Source organism: Cryobacterium sp. 10I5, from assembly GCF_035019865.1.
GTDB lineage: Bacteria > Actinomycetota > Actinomycetes > Actinomycetales > Microbacteriaceae > Cryobacterium > Cryobacterium breve_A.
In genome coordinates this window covers 106203-122284 of sequence record NZ_JASJVI010000002.1, presented here as the reverse complement: position 1 = coordinate 122284, position 16082 = coordinate 106203, and the positions used below count along the sequence as shown (strand labels likewise).

Genomic DNA, 16082 nt, shown 5'->3' with positions numbered 1-16082 from the left:
AAGAGATCAGCCGATCATGCGCGGGTCATCAGCGGAAGTCCCGGGAGGTCGTCGGTGCGACGAGGGTGAGGGTGTCGAACTTGTCGGCGAGGAGGTTCGTGACGCCCTCCGGGGAGCGCTCCAGGATGCCGCGCACCACGAGGGCGGGCGATTCCCGTGCGATCCGACGGTACCGGTTCCAGACGCCGATTCCAGCGATGACGTTGAGGGTCCCGGTCTCATCCTCGATATTGAGGAAGGTCACCCCGCCGGCGGTCGCCGGTCGCTGCCGGTGCGTCACGACGCCACCGACCTGGATCCGGCGTCCGGACTCGACGGTGGGCAGCCGGTCGATCGGCACGGCGCCGCGTGCGACCAGGCCCGCGCGCGCGTGACTGATCGGATGGTCGTCCGGGGAGATGCCGGTCGCCCAGAGGTCGTAGACGACCTGCTCGACCGGGCTGAGAAGATCGAGCAGCGGCGGCTGCACGGTGACCGCGGTACCGCTGAGGTGCTGGCGTCGCTCGGTAGCCGCCTCTCCGGCCGTCCACAGCGCGGTCCGCGGTTCGAGCCCCAGGCCGGAGAAGGCGCCGGCGGCGGCGAGCGCTTCGAGCTGCTCCGTGTTCAGCCCGACCCGGCCCGCGGCATCCGCCATCGACAGGTACGGCCCGCCCCGGTCGCGCTCGGAGACGATGCGGCGGGCGAGGTCACGGCCGATGCCGGATACCTCGGCGAGGCCGAGGCGGACGGCGAAGGCGCCGTCCCTGCGGTGATCGGCCCAGTCCGGAGGAACCATGCGGTCGAAGAGCGGCACCGTCGGCTGCTCGGGGCACAGGCACGCGGCACCGCGAGCCGTCCGTGGGACGGCCGGGGGAACGGCGGCGGCTGCGACGCAGGCCTCGAGGCCGGCCTCGGCGCCCGAACGGAGGATGTCCGGGCGGAGCACGGTGACGCCGTGGCGTCGCGCGTCCGCGACGAGGGACTGCGGAGAATAGAAGCCCATCGGCTGGGCGCGGAGGAGGGCCGCCAGGAAGGCGCCGGGATAGTGCAGGCGCAGCCAGGCGCTCGCGTACACGAGCAGGGCGAAGCTGATCGAATGACTCTCGGCGAAGCCGAAGTTGGCGAAGGCCTCGATCTTGGCGTAGATCGTGTCTGCGACGTCCCCGGTGATCCCGTTCGACGCCATCCCGGCGTAGAGACGGTCGCGGAGGGTGGAGATCTTCTCGATGCCGCGCTTGGACCCCATCGCGCGGCGAAGCAGGTCGGCGTCCTCGCCGGAGCACCCGCCGACGGCCATGGCCATCTGCATCAGCTGCTCCTGGAACAGCGGGATGCCGAGGGTGCGTTCGAGCACAGGCTCGAGTTTCGGGTGCAGGTAGGTCACCGGCTCCTGACCGAGCTTGCGCCGGATGTACGGATGCACGGCGCCGCCCTGGATGGGTCCCGGCCGAATCAGGGCGATCTCGACGACGAGGTCGTAGAACCGGCGCGGCTGCAGGCGGGGCAGGGTCCCCATCTGGGCACGGCTCTCGACCTGGAAGACTCCGACGGAGTCCGCCCGGCAGAGCTGGTCGTAGACGCCGGCTTCCTCCTTCGGGACGGTCGCGAGGGTCCAGGTCTCGCCGAGGTGTTCTGCGGTGAGGTCGAAGGTGTACTGGATGGCCGCGAGCATCCCGAGTCCGAGCAGGTCGAACTTCACGAGGCCCATCCAGGCGCAGTCATCCTTGTCCCACTGCAGGACCGTCCGGTTGTCCATCCTCGCCGGTTCGATCGGGCAGACCTCTCCGACGGGGCGGTCGGTGAGGACCATTCCACCCGAGTGGATGCCGAGGTGTCTGGGCGCCCCGAGGAGCTGCTCGGCGAGGTCGGTCACGAGCGGGGGGATGTCGTGCTCCGGGCTCGAGGCCGATTCTCCCCAGCGCTCGATCTGCTTCGACCAGGCATCCTGCTGGCCGGTGCTGAAGCCGAGCGCCTTGGACATGTCGCGCACGGCGATCTTCGGTCGGTAGGTGATCACGTTCGCGACCTGGGCGGCGTTCAGCCTGCCGTAGCGGCCGTAGACGTACTGGATGACCTCTTCGCGCCGGTCGGAGTCGAAGTCGACGTCGATGTCCGGTTCCTCGTCGCGGAGGCTCGACAGGAAGCGTTCGAACGGGAGCCGGTAGAAGATCGAGTCGACGGCGGTGATGCCGAGCACGAAGCAGACGGCGGAGTTGGCCGCAGAGCCGCGGCCCTGGCAGAGGATGCCGCGACTGCGCGCGAAGCGGACGATGTCGTGCACGATCAGGAAGTATCCGGGGAAGTCCTTGGCTTCGATGACCGCGAGTTCCTTCTCGATGCGTTCGAGCACCGACGGAGAAGCGCCCGGGTATTTCTCGGCGACGCCTTCCGTGACGAGGGACCGCAGCCACGTCATCGGCGTGTGTCCGGCGGGGACATCCTGGCGGGGCAGGCGGGGGCGCGCCCGGCGCAGTGAGAATGCCAGCTCGGTCGCGAGCGGTACGGTGTTCGCGACCGCGCCGGGGTAGCGCGCGAAACGAGCGGCCATTTCCGCGCCGCTGCGCAGGTGGGCCCCGTCGGAGCCCGGGAGCCAGCCGTCCATCTGGTCGAGGCTGCGCCGGGCGCGCACGGCCGCGAGGGCGGCGGAGAGCCGGGAGCCCTCCGGGGTGGCGTAGTGCACGGCGTTCGTGGCGAGCACCGGCACGCCCGCTTCTGCGGCGAGGCCGGCGAGGACGTCGTTCGCGGCGCTGTCCGCCGGGTAGCCGTGGTCGTACAGTTCCACGAAGACGTTGTCCCTTCCGAAGAGACGAGTGAGTCCGGCCAGTTCCCGTGCCGCGGCAGCGGGGCCCCCGGTTGCGAGAGCCCTGCGCACGGCGCCCTTGCGGCATCCGGTCAGGACGGCCCAGCTCCCGTCGGCCTGGGCGGCGAGTTCCTCGGTGTCGTAGAGCGGCCTGCCCTTCTCGCCTCCCGCGAGATGGGCGCTCGTGAGTGCGGCGGCGAGGCGGTGGTAGCCGGCCTGGCCGCGGGCGAGCACGAGCAGGTGGGTGCCTGCCGGGTCCGCACTGCCGTTCTGCGGCTCGGCGAGGCCGAGGGAGAGTTCGGCGCCGAAGATCGTGGCCACGCCGGGAAAGCTCTCGGCCGTCTCGGCGAGGCGCACGGCGCCGTAGAGGCCGTCGTGGTCGGCCAGGGCCAGGGCGGAGAGCCCGAGTCTCGCGGCCTCCTCGAGAAGGGCCTCCGGGGAGCTCGACCCGTCGAGGAAGCTGAAGTTGGAGTGGGCGTGCAGTTCTGCGTACGGCACGACAGCACCAGCGGCGGGAGAGCCGACCGGGGCCGTTGGTGCGGCCGGACGGTACGGCATGCGCTTTCCTGACCACGCCGGGCTGTCGCCGCCGTCGGCTCCCGGCGGCGGGCCGCCGGGTCTGCGCCGATCGGAGAGGGCGCGCTCGAGGTCCGACCACGGGATCGGGGGATTGCTCCAGCCCATCAGTCGGCACCCTTCTCACTGACACGGTCTTCGGTAATACGCGCACCGGCCATACGGTCTTCAGTCATAGCGCGCCTCGGCGACCCAGCCGGCGGCGTCGAGCAGGAGCAGCCAGGCCGTGCCCGATCCGTCCACGAGCTGAAGGCGCTGGCAGTGGTTCGCCCTGACGGGATCCCACCAGTGCTCGACGAGAGGCCACGGACCGGCCCAGGCCGTGACCGGGCCGAGGCCTTCCGGCCGAAGGGTGGGCGAGAAGGAGGCCGGGGCGCCGGAGAGCACGCCGCGGTCGTCGACTCCGACGGCGGCGCCGTCCGGCGCGACGAGCAGGACCCGGGGCGGGTCGGCGAAGACGGTTGCGGGGGAGAGCCCGGGCAGGCTGCCCGGCCAGGGCGCCGATTCGGTGCGTTCGCGGGCCGAGGCGGGCTGGACTCGGGCGGCGGGCGCCGCATCCCCCCACGGCACGAGCACCCGACGGTCCCTGAGCAGCCGTCCGCCGCCGTTGACCGCGGTGAGCACCCCGTCGTGGCCGAGCAGGCCCTGGACCCTGGTGAGCGCGTGGTGAATCCTCTCGTCGGGCCCGGAGTCCCAGAGTCCCTGCTCGTGATCCGCGGTCGAGTCCACCCGCTCGGGGATGATGCGCACCCGGGTGATGGCGGCGTCGAGTTCGCTCGTGCCCGGGCCGGCGCCCTGCAGTTGCCAGCGCACCCGGTCCGCGATGTCGGCGCCGGTGAACCAGCGCGGATGCCGCCACGAACGCGTGTGCACGCCTCCCGCTCCGGCCAGGGCCTCCGTGCATACCTCGATCGTGACTTCGGTGCAGACGAGGCGTGAGGCGGCGAGGGCGCTGACGAAGTCATCGAGTCCCGCTCGGATGGCGAAGGTGACCTGGTCGACCCGGTCGAGCGGAGGCTCCCAGTCGAAGGCCACCTCGCGGTGGCGCGGCGGGACACGCGGCACGACGCGGCCGTCGTCCGTCGCCCCTGCGATCCGGTGGGCGCGGGCTGCTGCTGCGCCGAACCGGTGCCGGACCCTGTCGTCGGGGAGCGCCGCGAAATCGCCCAGGGTGTGCACGCCCAGGCGCCGGAGCAGGGTCGCGAGTTCCCTGTCGATGAGCCCGGTCTCGACGAGCGTCGTGACCGGGCGGACGGCGAGGAATGCCGCTGAGTCGCCGGAGGGGACGACCCTGACGGGGGCTGAACCGGCCTCCCTGGCCACCTGTTCTGCGGCGAAGGTCCCATCGGCGATGCCGACCCTGGCGCCGGGGATCCCCAGACCCGTGACGCACGCGATGAGTGCCGCCGCGGCCGCCTCTTCGCTGCCGTAGAACCGGGCGGGTCCGCGGGAGCGGACGGCGCAGAGTCCAGGCCGGAGTACCTGCACGCCGGGGGTCGTGTCCTCGAGGCGCTCGATGACGGGCTCGAACGCCCGATCATCGAGCACGCGGTCGTAGCCGAGCACGACGAGGTCGGGGCAGCGGAACTGGGCCTCGCGTGCGGCGAGTCCTCGCCGCACCCCTGCCTCCCGCGCCACGGGGGAGCACGCGAAGACGATACCGCGGTCGACCAGCGCGAGCGCGGAATCCGCCGCGAGGCCGGCGCGTACCCGCGCTGCCGTGACGGGCCAGTCAGGGCACCACAACACCAGGGTGCGATCGGGACCGGACCGGCGCCCGATGGTCGGGTCGGCGAGCGCGGTCACACCGCCTCGCTGTATCGCTGTGCGGAGAGAGTCAGGTCGAGGTCGGCTGTCTGCGAGGCCGGAGCCTCCGGCGGCCGGCCTCCCAGCGACATCCGTGCGGTGCGGGAAGAACCGGAGCGCACGGAGGCGGCGACGAGGACCTCTCGCCCGGTGAGGTGGCCGTGTCCGAAGCCGAGCCCGCTCCAGGTGTTCGTGCGCAGGGCGAGCCTCGCTTCCGCGAGCGGCCAGTCGCCGGCGACCAGGAGTGTGCAGCCGCGCTGCCGGAGCCGGGCACCCAGACGCGAGGCTTCGGTCGCCGAGACCCGCCGGGTCGGCCGCACGGCGACGACGGGGAGCACGTCGGCGAGCGCCGCGGTGACGGTGAGCCACTGGTCGCCTGGCGTGGGAACCAGGACAAGCCGGGCGAGGTCGATTCCGAGGCTCGCCGCCGCTTCGGGGCCGAGGTCCGGCAGTCCGATGACGCCGCACCAGGACCCGGCCAGGGACGGCCCGGCGAGCAGGGCGAGCACGAGGGACACGGAGCCGTCCACGGTGTAGACCGAACCCGGCTTGAGTGCGCCGCCCGGCAGAAGACCAGAGAATCCCGCAGCGGCCTGACGGGTTTCGAGCCCCCGACGAGTGGATTCCATCCCGCGGATGCGCGATTGAAGCCCGGCCGCGAGTTCTCGCGGTCCGGGTCCGCTGCGGGGGACGGGAAGACTGGACACCCCACCATATTCGAACAGACGTTCGATTAAGTCAAGAGGGGCCGCGGCGTGCTGGGGCCCGGCCGACGCCCGGGAACCGGGGTGTCGGTGGGCCGCGCTAGCCTGAGACCATGTGTGGTCGATTCATTATCACGGACACGGCGCCGGACCTCGCCGCGATGTTCGACGTCGAGCATGAGGGCGAGAACCTCCCCGAACCGTCGTGGAATATCAAGCCGACCGAGCGGATTCCGATCGTTCTCGAGTCTGCGAAATCGGGAGCCGTCGTGCGCAGGCTCGAGTCGGCCCGCTGGTCGCTCGTGCCCTCGTTCGCGTCGGCGCTCGTATCGACCTTCCCGACGTTCAACGCCCGGTCGGAGACGGTGGGGGAGAAGGCCACTTTCCAGCCGTCGCTCGCGTCACGCCGTGCCCTCGTGCCGGCCACCGGCTACTACGAATGGCACACCGAGGGCGCGGTCAAGACCCCGTACTTCGTTCATGCGGACGATGGGCTGCCCCTGGCTCTCGCCGGTCTCTACGCGTGGTGGCGCAACCCCGCCCTCGCGGAAGACGACCCGGCGCGCTGGGTGCTCAGCGCCACGATCCTCACCCAGGAGGCGAGCGGCCGTCTCAGGGGCCTGCACGAGCGGATGCCCGTCGTGCTGCCGGAGGAGACCTGGGACCAGTGGCTCGACCCGCACACCGTCGGCGACCAGGAGTTCGTGGATGCGGCCGTCGGCGCCTCTGCGGAGTCGGTGGAGGGACTCACCTTCTACGAGGTCGCGCCGCTCACCGGCGACGGTCCCGAACTCATCGAACCGGTCGCCTGAACCTGGTGCCCGAACCGGTCGCCTGACCTGCTCAACGCACCGGTCGTCCGAACGGCTACGCTCGTCATGGCGCGGAACGGCCGGGCCGGTGTGGAAAGGACCCCTCCCATGAACGTTGTCGCCTTCATTGTCGCGATGGCCGTATTCGTCTTCGGACTCTGGCTCTTCGGGTTCGCGTTCACCGTCACCGCGGGCCAGCTTCCGATCTTCTTCGGCGGGATCCTCTGCGTGGCCCTCGCGGTCGCGATTCCCGTCCAGATCCTGCGCGACTGAGCCGCCCCGTGCAGGCCGAACAGCGCACAGATCCTCTCGCCTTCCACGGCGAAGGTCCGGTATGGTCCCCGTCCTGGGGCGGCCTGCGCTGGCTCGACATGTTCGCGGGAGACATCCTCTCCCTGGACGGCGACACCGTGCACCGCAGGCACGTCGGCAGCATGGTCGTGACCGTGCGTCCGCGCCGCGTGGGCGGCGCCGTCCTGGCCCTGCAGCGCGGTTTCGCCCTCGAGGACGCAGACGGCACGATCACGGAGCTCGGTGACCTCTGGAGCGATCCGCTCCTCCGGCTGAACGAGGGCGGGTGCGACCCGGACGGCCGGTTCTATTGCGGGTCGATGGCTTTCGACCAGAAGCACGGCGCCGGTTCGCTCCGCCGCCTCGATCCGGACGGGTCGGTCGACGTCGTCCTGACCGGCCTGACCATCTCCAACGGTCTGGACTGGAGCCCCGACGGCTCCCTGGCCTACTACAACGACACCGCGACCGGCCGGGTCGCCGTGTTCGACTACAGCGCAGAGACGGGCCTGACCGGCCAGCGCAGTTTTGCCGAGATCCCCGCGGAATCGGGCTTCCCGGACGGCCTCACCGTGGACAGCCAGGGCGGGGTCTGGGTGGCCCTGTACGGCGGAAGCGCCGTGCACCGCTACACGCCGGATGGCCGACTCGACGGCGTCGTCGAGGTCGCCGCGAGCCGGGTCACGGCGTGCACCTTCGGCGGCCCGAACCTCGACGAGCTCTTCATCACGACCTCCCGGGAGGGCCTCGACGAGGGCGAGGAGGCCCTCGCCGGGTCTCTCTTCCGGGTGGATGCCGGGGTCACCGGCCAGCCCGTGCGCGAGTTCGCCGGCTGAGCAGCCGGCCCGGTGCTCGCACCTGGCCCGAATCAGATCAGTGCAGCAGCCCGGCGACGAGATTGATCATCGTCGCGAGGATGACCGATCCGAAAAGGTAGGACAGCAGTCCGTGGCGGAGCGCCGTCATCCGGATGATGTGCGTCTTCAGGTTCGTGTCAGACACCTGGAAGGTCATGCCGAGGGTGAATGCCAGGTAGGCGAAATCCCCGTAGCTCGGCGGTTCGGTCTGGTTGAACTCGATCCCGCCATCCGCTCCCTCGTAGTAGAGCCGGGCGTAGCGGAGCGTGAACAAGGTGTGCAGCAGCGTCCAGGACAGGACGACGCTCAGCACGGACACCAGGGCGAGCACGACCTGAGCCGCCCCCGTCGTGGAATGCGTCTCGATGAGGAGGAGGCCGAGGGCGCCGAGGCTCGCGAGACTGACCAGGAGCACGAGCAGGTCTGACACGCCCCGGGACGGGTCCTCCCTGGTCGCGTGGGTCGCGGTCGTCGCGGCGTCCATCGGCGCGATCACGATCCAGACCCAGCCGATGAACGTGACGCACGCTGCCGCCCAGCCCACGATCGGGGTGAGCACCCAGTCGCCCCAGATCGACGTCACGAATGCGGCGGCCACGCCGATCACGGCCATAACGATCAGGCGAGTGCTCGAGCGACGCACCCGCAGGGTATCCCAGGTCTTCATGGCCCGATCGTCCCACAGATCCGCCCGGAGTCCGTGAGCGGCACGGGTGGGGCGAGATGCCAGAATCGATCGATAGGGTGAAGAGAACGTCAGACGCAGGTCTGGCCCAGGACAACTGCGGCTTACCGCAACGATCGAACGAAAGAGACCGCGAGGATGTCAGAGAGCCCGGCCGCGGCATCGCCATACGAGGTGCTCGGCGTGAGCCCGGAGGCGACCAGCGAGGAATTGCGGCGCGCGTATCGCAAGCGGCTGCGTCTCACCCACCCGGATGTCGGGGGTCGCGCCGCCGACTTCCAGGCCGTGCAGGTGGCGTGGGAACGGATCGGCAATCCCGAGAGCCGGGCGGACTACGACCGGCGCCGGTACCCGGACAACGATCCGGGGACCGTGCACACCGGCTCCGCCACCGGTTCCGGCTCCGGCTCGCCGCGTGCGTCGTCTGCGGCGACGGGTCCACGCGCCCGGATGTACGGCCACCCGGGTGGCCACGCCCGGCAACGGTACCTCGAACTCCTCCGCGAATGGGTCGGCCGCGGCACCGTCATCGAGGATCCATACGCGCCCCAGCTCGTCCGCTCCGCGCCCCGCGAGATCCGGCATTGCCTGGCCCGCGCCCTCGCCCAGGAATCGACGGCCCATCTCGTCTCCCTGCTCGGCATCGGCTACACGGCCTGGCACGACGTGCTCGCCGGCTCGCACCCCGACCCGGTCGACCATGTCGTCCTCGGCCCGGCCGGCCTGTTCGCGATCCTCTCCGAGGACTGGGGCGCCCCGGTCGAACTCCGCCGCGGGGAGCTCCTGGCGGAGACCCTGCGGCCGGAAGACCGTCCCGTGCACGAATTCGAGGACGCCGCGCGGGCGCTCTCCCGCGCCCTCGGCGTGCGCTTCACCGCCCTCGTCGTCGTGCTCCCCGACGACGCACTCTCCGAGCCGCTGGGAATACCCGGTCGCGGACGGCGTCCCTCGGTCGTCATCATTCCGCGGTCGCGGCTCGTCGGCCTGTTACGCGACGGGCTGCCCGGCATGGATCGCGGCAGCTTCGAGAAGGTGTTCGAGCTGCGCAGCCGCCTTCAGGACGGCATCCGCTTCGTCACCGACTAGTCATTCGGCCTGGTCATTCAGCGCTGGCGAAGACCCAGTTTGTCGACCCAGTAGGACAGGAAGCTCGCACCGGCGGCGTCGTGAATCAGGTCACCCTCGACGATCACCGGGTACGGCCGGTCGAGGACCCCGTCGGATGGGCGCACGTCGACGTGGGCGACGTCGTACCCGGCGGTGTGCAGGTGGTCGGCCATCAGGTAGTCGCTGCGGGAGTCGCCGACGGAGCGCCACACCCGGGGGAGCGGGCCGGACTCGGCGAAAAAGGCGAGGGCGCGTTCTGCACCGTGGTCCTTGTCGAGGGTGACGGACTCGATGTCCGTCGAGATGATCGTGGGATCGATGCGGAACGGTACGGCGCCGGACGCGTCCGGTGAGACCCGGTCGCCGAAGCGGACCCCGAGCCCGAGGCCCGTGAGGATCGCGAAGGAGGCGTCGTTGAAGTCGGCCGCTGCCGCGGCGTAGTCCGCGTCTGCGGCATCCGTGCGTTGCTCGACGGACACCATGGCCTGCTTGGTCTCATCGAAGAACATCGTGTCGGCGAAGCGGTCGTGCACGAGCGAACGGATCGCGTCGACGGCCGCCGTCGGCAGTGCGACGCTCGGATCGACGACGACCGTGCCCATTCCGGCCGCGGTGATCGGGAACCAGACGGCGCCCTTTTCGCACACACCGTACATGCGCATGGTCTCGGGCAGGCCGGTCGCGAGGAGAGGCGAGATGACCTGCTCCCGAATGAAAAGCGACGAGCGGCCGGTGATGAAGGCGATCGGAACGTTCGCGGCGGCGAGCGTGATCAGGTCGGCGATGATGCTGTCGCGCCGGATCGTCCGGGTGACCGGACTGGCGATCGGCCCGTCGACGTCGAGGAGGAGGCCGAGGGGAGGAAGGCTGTCTGGCATGCCCCCATTGTTTCACGGCCCAACTGTTCCACGACCCGCCGGCGCTGCGTCAGCGGGTCGTGACCCTCACGTCTCCGTTGGTGGTCTGCGCGATGATGGTGCGCCGAGCCGAGGGATCGCTCGGGATGGAGCCGGTGTCGACGTTCCCGTTCGTCGTGCGCGCGTCGACGCGGTAGGAGAGTCCGGCTTCGGGCATCCGCACCGTGATCGAACCGTTGGTGCTGCGGGCCTCGACGGCCTCGGGGGCATCCCGGAAATCGACCTCGACGGCTCCGTTCGTGGTCGTGGCCACCACGCGGCGGGAACCGGCATCGCGCACCCTGACGGCGCCATTGGTGGTGTGGACCTCCACCCGGCCGAGCGTGCCGGTCGTCTCGACGGCTCCGTTCGTGGTCGTCAGCCTGAGGGCGCCGGTGAGCCCCGACACTTCGATCTGCCCGTTCACCCCGTCTGTCGTGAGGGAGAGGGCCGCGGGCAGGGCCACGGTCATGGTCAGGGAGCAGAAGCCGAGCCACTGGTTCGGGCATCCTCCGGTGACCTCGGTCACGCCGTTCGCCGTGGTGATCTCCAGCGTGGGGGTGGCACCGAGGGAGCTGCCGTCGGCACGCACGTGCACCTGGGCGTCGGGGCTGGACTCGAAACGGAGGGCGGAGTTCGGAACCCGGACGTCAACGCTCGACCCGGCTTCGGCATCCGCTGCGAGATGGACGGGCGTGCCGACCGCGCCGCCGGTGACCAGGAGGACGAGCAGCCCGGCCCCGGCGAGGATGACGAGCGCCAGCACGATCACGGCAACGATGAGGCCGGCCCGTCCTCCGCGGCGCCGGGCCGGCTGCGAGGATGCGGCGGCCTGGGTCCGGTCGCTCGGGGACGGTATCGGTGGACGTGCCGGCGGTGTCGCACTCGCGCTCATGCAGCAGACCCTACCCGGGTCGCGCTCACCCGGCGCGGCCGGAGGCCTGGCGCAGCAGGTCAGCTGACGTGCACCGCCGGACGGCGTTTGACGTCGCGCTCGGCGACGCGGAGCACCTCGCGGGTCACCGGGGCGACCTCGCCGTTTCCGAAGAACAGGAACCTGGCCATGTTGGAGATCGGGCTGCCCTCTGTCCACTCGAAGTAGATCGTGGGGACGACTCCGGTCACATCGCGGATCTCGAGGAGCACGGAAGCCAGGGTGTTGGGGATGTTCCCGCTGTAGACCTCGAGGACCCGGTAGCCGTGCTTGACCACGCCGCGAACGAGGAGGTCTTCCTCGAACTCGGAGGAGTCCGTGCCGTGCACCTCGAGAAAGATCGTCTGGGAGTCTCGGGGAATGTGCGAGTAGCGACGTTCGTCGCGGTCCTTGTGCCGGTACTCGTGCTCGCTGCCGTCGTCGGGTTCGTTCGCGATGACCCGGACGGCACCGTCAGTGGCATCCGCCTTGACGAACGCGAGGGCCGTCTCGTCGAGGACCACGGATGTCGCCCGAAGCTGGAAGGAGCGGCGCACCCGGGAGATCAGGGAGATCAGCAGGATCCCGGCGATGAACAGCGCCGCGATGCGCAGGCCGTCCGGGCGTTCGATGATGTTGAGCACGGTCGTGTACGCGAAGACGAGGGAAATGGCGCCGAAACCGATCGTGCGCTTGCGCTGCCCCTGCCGGCGGGCCGACAGGGTCACCGCGGCGGACGCCGAGGTGATCAGCACGAGCACGCCCGTCGCGTATGCGCCGCCCTGGGCGTCGACGCTGGCCTGGAAGACGACCGTGATGATGAATGCGATCGCGGTGAACACGAGCACGAGCGGCCGCACGGCGCGGGCCCACTGCGGCGCCATGCCGTAACGCGGCAGGTAGCGGGGAACAAGGTTGAGCAGTCCGGCCATGGCGGACGCCCCGGCGAACCAGAGGATGCAGATCGTGCTGATGTCGTACACGGTTCCGAACACCGGGCCGAGGAACTCGTGCGCGAGGTACGCGAGCGCGCGACCGTTGGCCTGCCCGCCGGGCTGGAATTCGGCCTGCGGGATCAGGAACGTCGTCATGAAGCTCGTCAGGATCAGGAAGCCGCTCATGATCACGGCGGCCGTCGTCAGCAGACGGCCGGCGCCTCGGATGCGCCCGGCGGGGCGCTCGGGGGTGTCGCTGGGGTCCCCGGTGATCTGGGGCATCACGGCGACGCCGGTTTCGAAGCCGGAGAGTCCGAGGGCGAGCTTCGGGAAGACGATCAGGGCGATCCCGACCATGATCAGCGGGTCACCGTGCTGGGCGTTGAGGGCGCTCCACCAGTCGGTGATCATCACCGGCTGGCTCGCAATCTGTGCCAGGGAGACGAACACCACCACGAGGTTGAGCGCGAGGTAGACGCCCACGAGCACGACGGCGATGCCGATCGCCTCCTTGAACCCCTTGAGGAAGACGATCGCGAGGAGCGAGATCAGGGCGAGGGTGATGCCGATCTCGTTGCCGTGGAACCACTCGGGGGCGAACGGGTTCTCGATGGCGTGGGCCGTGGCATCCGCCGCCGAGAGGGTGATCGTGATCATGAAGTCGGTTGCCGCGAAGCCGAGCAGGGCCAGGACGAAGAGCTTGCCGGCCCACCAGGGCAGGAGATGTTCGAGCATGTGGATCGAACCGGAGCCGTTGAAGCTCTCGCGGGCGACCCTCCGATAGACGGGGAGCGCACCGAGCAGCGTCAGCAGGACGAGAACGATCGTCGCGAACGGGGATAGCAGGCCGGCCGCGAGCGCGGCGATGGCCGGCTGGTAGCCGAGCGTGGAGAAATAGTCGACGCCGGTCAGGCACATGACGCGCCACCAGCTGTGCGTCTTCTCCGCTGTGCGAGCGTGCGGGCCCTGGTGCGGACGCTCACTGTCCTGCAGGAGCCAGTGCGACAAACGGTCCCGCCGGGTGGGAACGGTGCGGGGAGCCGCGGTGGAGCCGGCCTCCGTCGAGGAGTGAGGCATACGAGGGGCCCTTACTGGTGTGGAGGTCGCGCAGTGCAGGGATTATCCTACGCGCCTGCACGGCCCGCGGACACGGTCGGAAGCCCCGAATCACCGGCGGGGGCCGGGGTGGCGACCTGGAGTGCCGACCGGCGGCGCCTAACCTTGAACACCGATTATCCTTGAACACGATGATTACGAGACGAATGGCCGCCTTGCGCCTGGATATTCCGCTCGAGATGGCGCAACGACACGACCTCCCCGCGCGCCTGACCGAGGCGGAAATGGCCCAGATCGAAAGCAACCCGCCTGACTGGCTCGTGCAGTCGCGGGCCAACCGAACGGGCAAGAAACCCGTCTGGGTCGAACTCCGCTGCGACGTCTGCGGTTTCTCGGAGGCGGCCCGGCCGAAGAAGTGGTGGCCTGCCTTCACCTACCTGACCTGTGACGACCATGGCGCGGACGAACTGCCGGAGCCCGCGGCCGGGCTCAGCCGGACAGAGGTCGACGGTGTCGGCACCCGCTTCATCGGGATCGTCGACGAGACTCCCTGACACTTCCTGACCGGGTCTGCCTCAGGCCCGGGTGAGCCGGGGCATCGACACCGCGGCTACCACCGTCAGCGCAGCGGTGATCGCGACCGCGACGAAGACCGCAGCGGATGCCGCCTGGACGCTTGCGGCATCCCGCACGCCCGATGCCGAGGCGCCGATGATCGCGTTCGCCACCGCCCCGAAGATCGCGACTCCGACGGCGCTGCCGATGGACCGGGAAAACAGGTTCGCACCCGTCACGACGCCGCGTTCGTTCCATTCGACGCTCGACTGCGCGGCGATGAGCGTGGGAGTTGCGACGAGGCCGAGGCCGAGTCCCACCACGAAACAGCTGAGCGCGGTGACGCCGAGAAGCGGCGTGCGGGCCGTCCCCGCGAGGATCAGGGCACCGGTCAGCACGATCGAGACACCGATCAGCGCCGTGTTCCGGAATCCGATCCTGAGGTACAGCCGGCCTGAGAGTGCCGCCGAGATGGGCCAGCCGATGGTGAGGGCGGCGAGGGCGAGGCCGGCGACGAGCGGCGGCGTGCCGAGTACGCCCTCGAGGTAGGTCGGCACGAAGGAGGTCAGCCCGATCAGGATCGCACCGACGCCGACCGAGATCAGCGCTGTGCTGAGGAGCAGGCGCCGGCTGAACGCCCAAAGCGGGAGCACCGGCTCTGCGGCCCGACGCTCCGCAAAGCCGAACAGCACGAGGAGCACCGCCCCGGTCGAGAAGGCCGCGATGCTCGGCACGGAGTCCCAGGCCCAGGCCTGGCCGCCCTCGAGCACCGCGAGGATCAGGAGGGTGAGCGCCGCGGTCAGGAGGACGGCGCCGAGGTAGTCGACCCGGTGGCGGCGGACCGTGATGGTCTCGTGGAAGGTGCGCTGCAGCATCCACGCCGCGATGAGGCACAACGGGATGTTCACGAAGAAGATCCAGCGCCAGGACAGGAACTGCGAGAAGATCCCGCCGAGGCTCGGGCCGACCACCGAGGAGATCGCCCACACGCTCGCGAGGTAGCCCTGCACTTTCGCACGTTCGACGACGGTGTAGATGTCACCGGCGATCGTGATCGCCATGGGCTGCACGGCGCCGGCTCCCAGGCCCTGGATCGCCCGGAAGGCGATCAGGGCGGGCATGCTCCAGGCCAGGCCGCAGAGCACGGAGCCGAGCAGGAACAGCCCGATGCCGATCATCACGATCGGTTTGCGGCCGAGCGTGTCGGACAGTTTTGCGTACACGGGCACGGAGACGGCCTGGGCGAGCAAGTAGATCGAGAACAGCCACGGGAACTGGGCGAAGCCGCCGAGGTCGCCGACGATCGTCGGCACCGCGGTCGCGAGAATTGTCGCGTCGATCGCCACGAGTCCCGTCGTGAGCATCAGGGCGATCAGGATCGGGCCGCGCGCTGACCGGAAACCTACTTCAGTGGTGCTCATTCGGCCTCCGTCGTCAATTCGCTACGAGGGGTGTAATCCTTACGGGCGGTCCGGCATTCCCATTCCGGAATAAGAACTCGGGCAGGGGCACATTCGACCTGAGGCAAAAGAGAAGGCCCCCGGACGAATCCGGGGGCCTTCCTGCACTGTCTCAACCAGCGCTCGTCCGGTCGCTTTGGTTATCTGCGAACGGAAGTCTAGGTCGAGTGTAGCAACGCCTCGCCGTCGAGGCGGTACGTCGTCCACCCGTCGAGGGGCCGGGCGCCGAGGGACTCATAGAAGCCGATGGCGGGCGCGTTCCAGTCGAGGACGTCCCATTCCAGGCGCGCATACCCGCGCTCGACGCAGAGTGCCGCGAGGCCGGTCAACAGCGCGGTACCGAGACCGCTGAAGCGATAGGCCGGGCGCACGTAGAGGTCCTCGAGATGGATGCCGTGCACGCCCTCCCAGGTCGAAAAGGTGAGGAACCACACGGCCATCCCGGCAAGGGTCCCGGCCTCGTCGCCGTCGATGACGAATGCATGGACCGCGGGGTCGTCGCCGAAGAGGGCGGTGAGGAACCCCTCCTCTGTCGCGGCAACGGCGTCGGGTTCGCGTTCGTATTCGGCGAGCTCGATGACCAGCCTGAGGATCTCGGGAACATCAGCGGGCACGGCGGGACGGATCGGTTTCATCCGATCAGCGTACGG

The 16082-nt window shown here is 69.9% G+C and carries 14 protein-coding genes; 5 read left to right on the top strand and 9 right to left on the bottom strand.

Features of this window, described 5'->3' with window-relative positions; translation table 11 throughout:
• Nucleotides 1-28: 28 nt before the first annotated feature.
• Genes QN350_RS01495 through QN350_RS01485 form a run of 3 tightly spaced genes read right to left on the bottom strand, consistent with a single transcriptional unit; the run spans nt 29 to nt 5790 of the window.
• Entirely contained in the window at nt 29-3463 is a 3435-nt protein-coding gene (locus QN350_RS01495) for an error-prone DNA polymerase (protein ID WP_323502416.1), read from the bottom strand.
• Nucleotides 3464-3523: 60 nt separating this feature from the next.
• On the bottom strand, nt 3524-5161 hold the full coding sequence (locus QN350_RS01490) for a DNA polymerase Y family protein (protein WP_322139916.1): 1638 nt from the start codon (nt 5159-5161) through the stop codon (nt 3524-3526).
• Nucleotides 5158-5790, bottom strand: coding sequence for a hypothetical protein (locus QN350_RS01485; RefSeq protein ID WP_322139915.1), 633 nt, complete (start codon nt 5788-5790; stop codon nt 5158-5160). The genes QN350_RS01490 and QN350_RS01485 overlap by 4 nt, the downstream gene beginning before the upstream one ends.
• 188 nt (nt 5791-5978) lie before the next feature.
• Between QN350_RS01485 and QN350_RS01480 the strand changes: the two genes are divergently transcribed.
• The 3 genes from QN350_RS01480 (at nt 5979) to QN350_RS01470 (ending at nt 7804) form a co-directional block, all read left to right on the top strand.
• Complete coding sequence (locus QN350_RS01480; protein WP_322139914.1) at nt 5979-6677, top strand: SOS response-associated peptidase; 699 nt, start codon at nt 5979-5981, stop codon at nt 6675-6677.
• 108 nt (nt 6678-6785) lie between these two features.
• Complete coding sequence (locus tag QN350_RS01475; protein WP_281535014.1) at nt 6786-6950, top strand: hypothetical protein; 165 nt, start codon at nt 6786-6788, stop codon at nt 6948-6950.
• Between the two features lie 8 nt (nt 6951-6958).
• A complete protein-coding gene (locus QN350_RS01470; protein ID WP_322139913.1) occupies nt 6959-7804 on the top strand; it encodes an SMP-30/gluconolactonase/LRE family protein in 846 nt (281 codons plus the stop codon).
• 37 nt (nt 7805-7841) lie between these two features.
• Here QN350_RS01470 and QN350_RS01465 read toward each other — a convergent pair whose 3' ends face one another.
• Complete coding sequence (locus QN350_RS01465) at nt 7842-8492, bottom strand: DUF1345 domain-containing protein (protein WP_322139912.1); 651 nt, start codon at nt 8490-8492, stop codon at nt 7842-7844.
• A 156-nt stretch (nt 8493-8648) separates the two neighbouring features.
• Here QN350_RS01465 and QN350_RS01460 point away from each other — a divergent pair, with 156 nt between their 5' ends.
• On the top strand, nt 8649-9596 hold the full coding sequence (locus tag QN350_RS01460; protein WP_322139911.1) for a J domain-containing protein: 948 nt from the start codon (nt 8649-8651) through the stop codon (nt 9594-9596).
• Between the two features lie 17 nt (nt 9597-9613).
• Here QN350_RS01460 and QN350_RS01455 read toward each other — a convergent pair whose 3' ends face one another.
• From QN350_RS01455 to QN350_RS01445, 3 genes are read right to left on the bottom strand one after another with little or no spacing between them, the layout of a single operon-like run.
• Entirely contained in the window at nt 9614-10495 is an 882-nt protein-coding gene (locus tag QN350_RS01455) for a hypothetical protein (RefSeq protein ID WP_322139910.1), read from the bottom strand.
• 49 nt (nt 10496-10544) lie between these two features.
• Nucleotides 10545-11408, bottom strand: coding sequence for a DUF4097 family beta strand repeat-containing protein (locus tag QN350_RS01450; RefSeq protein ID WP_322139909.1), 864 nt, complete (start codon nt 11406-11408; stop codon nt 10545-10547).
• 59 nt (nt 11409-11467) lie between these two features.
• On the bottom strand, nt 11468-13438 hold the full coding sequence (locus tag QN350_RS01445) for an amino acid transporter (RefSeq protein ID WP_416173041.1): 1971 nt from the start codon (nt 13436-13438) through the stop codon (nt 11468-11470).
• Between the two features lie 170 nt (nt 13439-13608).
• Here QN350_RS01445 and QN350_RS01440 point away from each other — a divergent pair, with 170 nt between their 5' ends.
• Entirely contained in the window at nt 13609-13971 is a 363-nt protein-coding gene (locus QN350_RS01440; RefSeq protein ID WP_322139908.1) for a hypothetical protein, read from the top strand.
• Between the two features lie 21 nt (nt 13972-13992).
• On the opposite strand, the gene QN350_RS01435 is transcribed toward QN350_RS01440, so the two are convergent.
• Nucleotides 13993-15393 carry an MFS transporter gene (locus QN350_RS01435; protein WP_322139907.1) on the bottom strand — a complete coding sequence of 467 codons (1401 nt, stop codon included), beginning with the start codon at nt 15391-15393 and terminating at the stop codon, nt 13993-13995.
• Nucleotides 15394-15590: 197 nt separating this feature from the next.
• Nucleotides 15591-16067 (bottom strand): GNAT family N-acetyltransferase, encoded by a 477-nt coding sequence (locus QN350_RS01430; protein WP_322139906.1) that lies wholly within the window; start codon nt 16065-16067, stop codon nt 15591-15593.
• Between the last annotated feature and the right edge of the window lie 15 nt (nt 16068-16082).

Coding starts and splice junctions, on each gene's coding strand:
- QN350_RS01480 (WP_322139914.1), top strand. CDS start 5,979: ATGTGTGGTCGATTCATTATCACGGACACGGCGCCGGACCTCGCCGCG.
- QN350_RS01495 (WP_323502416.1), bottom strand. CDS start 3,463: ATGGGCTGGAGCAATCCCCCGATCCCGTGGTCGGACCTCGAGCGCGCC.
- QN350_RS01465 (WP_322139912.1), bottom strand. CDS start 8,492: ATGAAGACCTGGGATACCCTGCGGGTGCGTCGCTCGAGCACTCGCCTG.
- QN350_RS01475 (WP_281535014.1), top strand. CDS start 6,786: ATGAACGTTGTCGCCTTCATTGTCGCGATGGCCGTATTCGTCTTCGGA.
- QN350_RS01445 (WP_416173041.1), bottom strand. CDS start 13,438: ATGCCTCACTCCTCGACGGAGGCCGGCTCCACCGCGGCTCCCCGCACC.
- QN350_RS01485 (WP_322139915.1), bottom strand. CDS start 5,790: ATGGAATCCACTCGTCGGGGGCTCGAAACCCGTCAGGCCGCTGCGGGA.
- QN350_RS01435 (WP_322139907.1), bottom strand. CDS start 15,393: ATGAGCACCACTGAAGTAGGTTTCCGGTCAGCGCGCGGCCCGATCCTG.
- QN350_RS01450 (WP_322139909.1), bottom strand. CDS start 11,408: ATGAGCGCGAGTGCGACACCGCCGGCACGTCCACCGATACCGTCCCCG.
- QN350_RS01460 (WP_322139911.1), top strand. CDS start 8,649: ATGTCAGAGAGCCCGGCCGCGGCATCGCCATACGAGGTGCTCGGCGTG.
- QN350_RS01430 (WP_322139906.1), bottom strand. CDS start 16,067: ATGAAACCGATCCGTCCCGCCGTGCCCGCTGATGTTCCCGAGATCCTC.
- QN350_RS01455 (WP_322139910.1), bottom strand. CDS start 10,495: ATGCCAGACAGCCTTCCTCCCCTCGGCCTCCTCCTCGACGTCGACGGG.
- QN350_RS01440 (WP_322139908.1), top strand. CDS start 13,609: ATGATTACGAGACGAATGGCCGCCTTGCGCCTGGATATTCCGCTCGAG.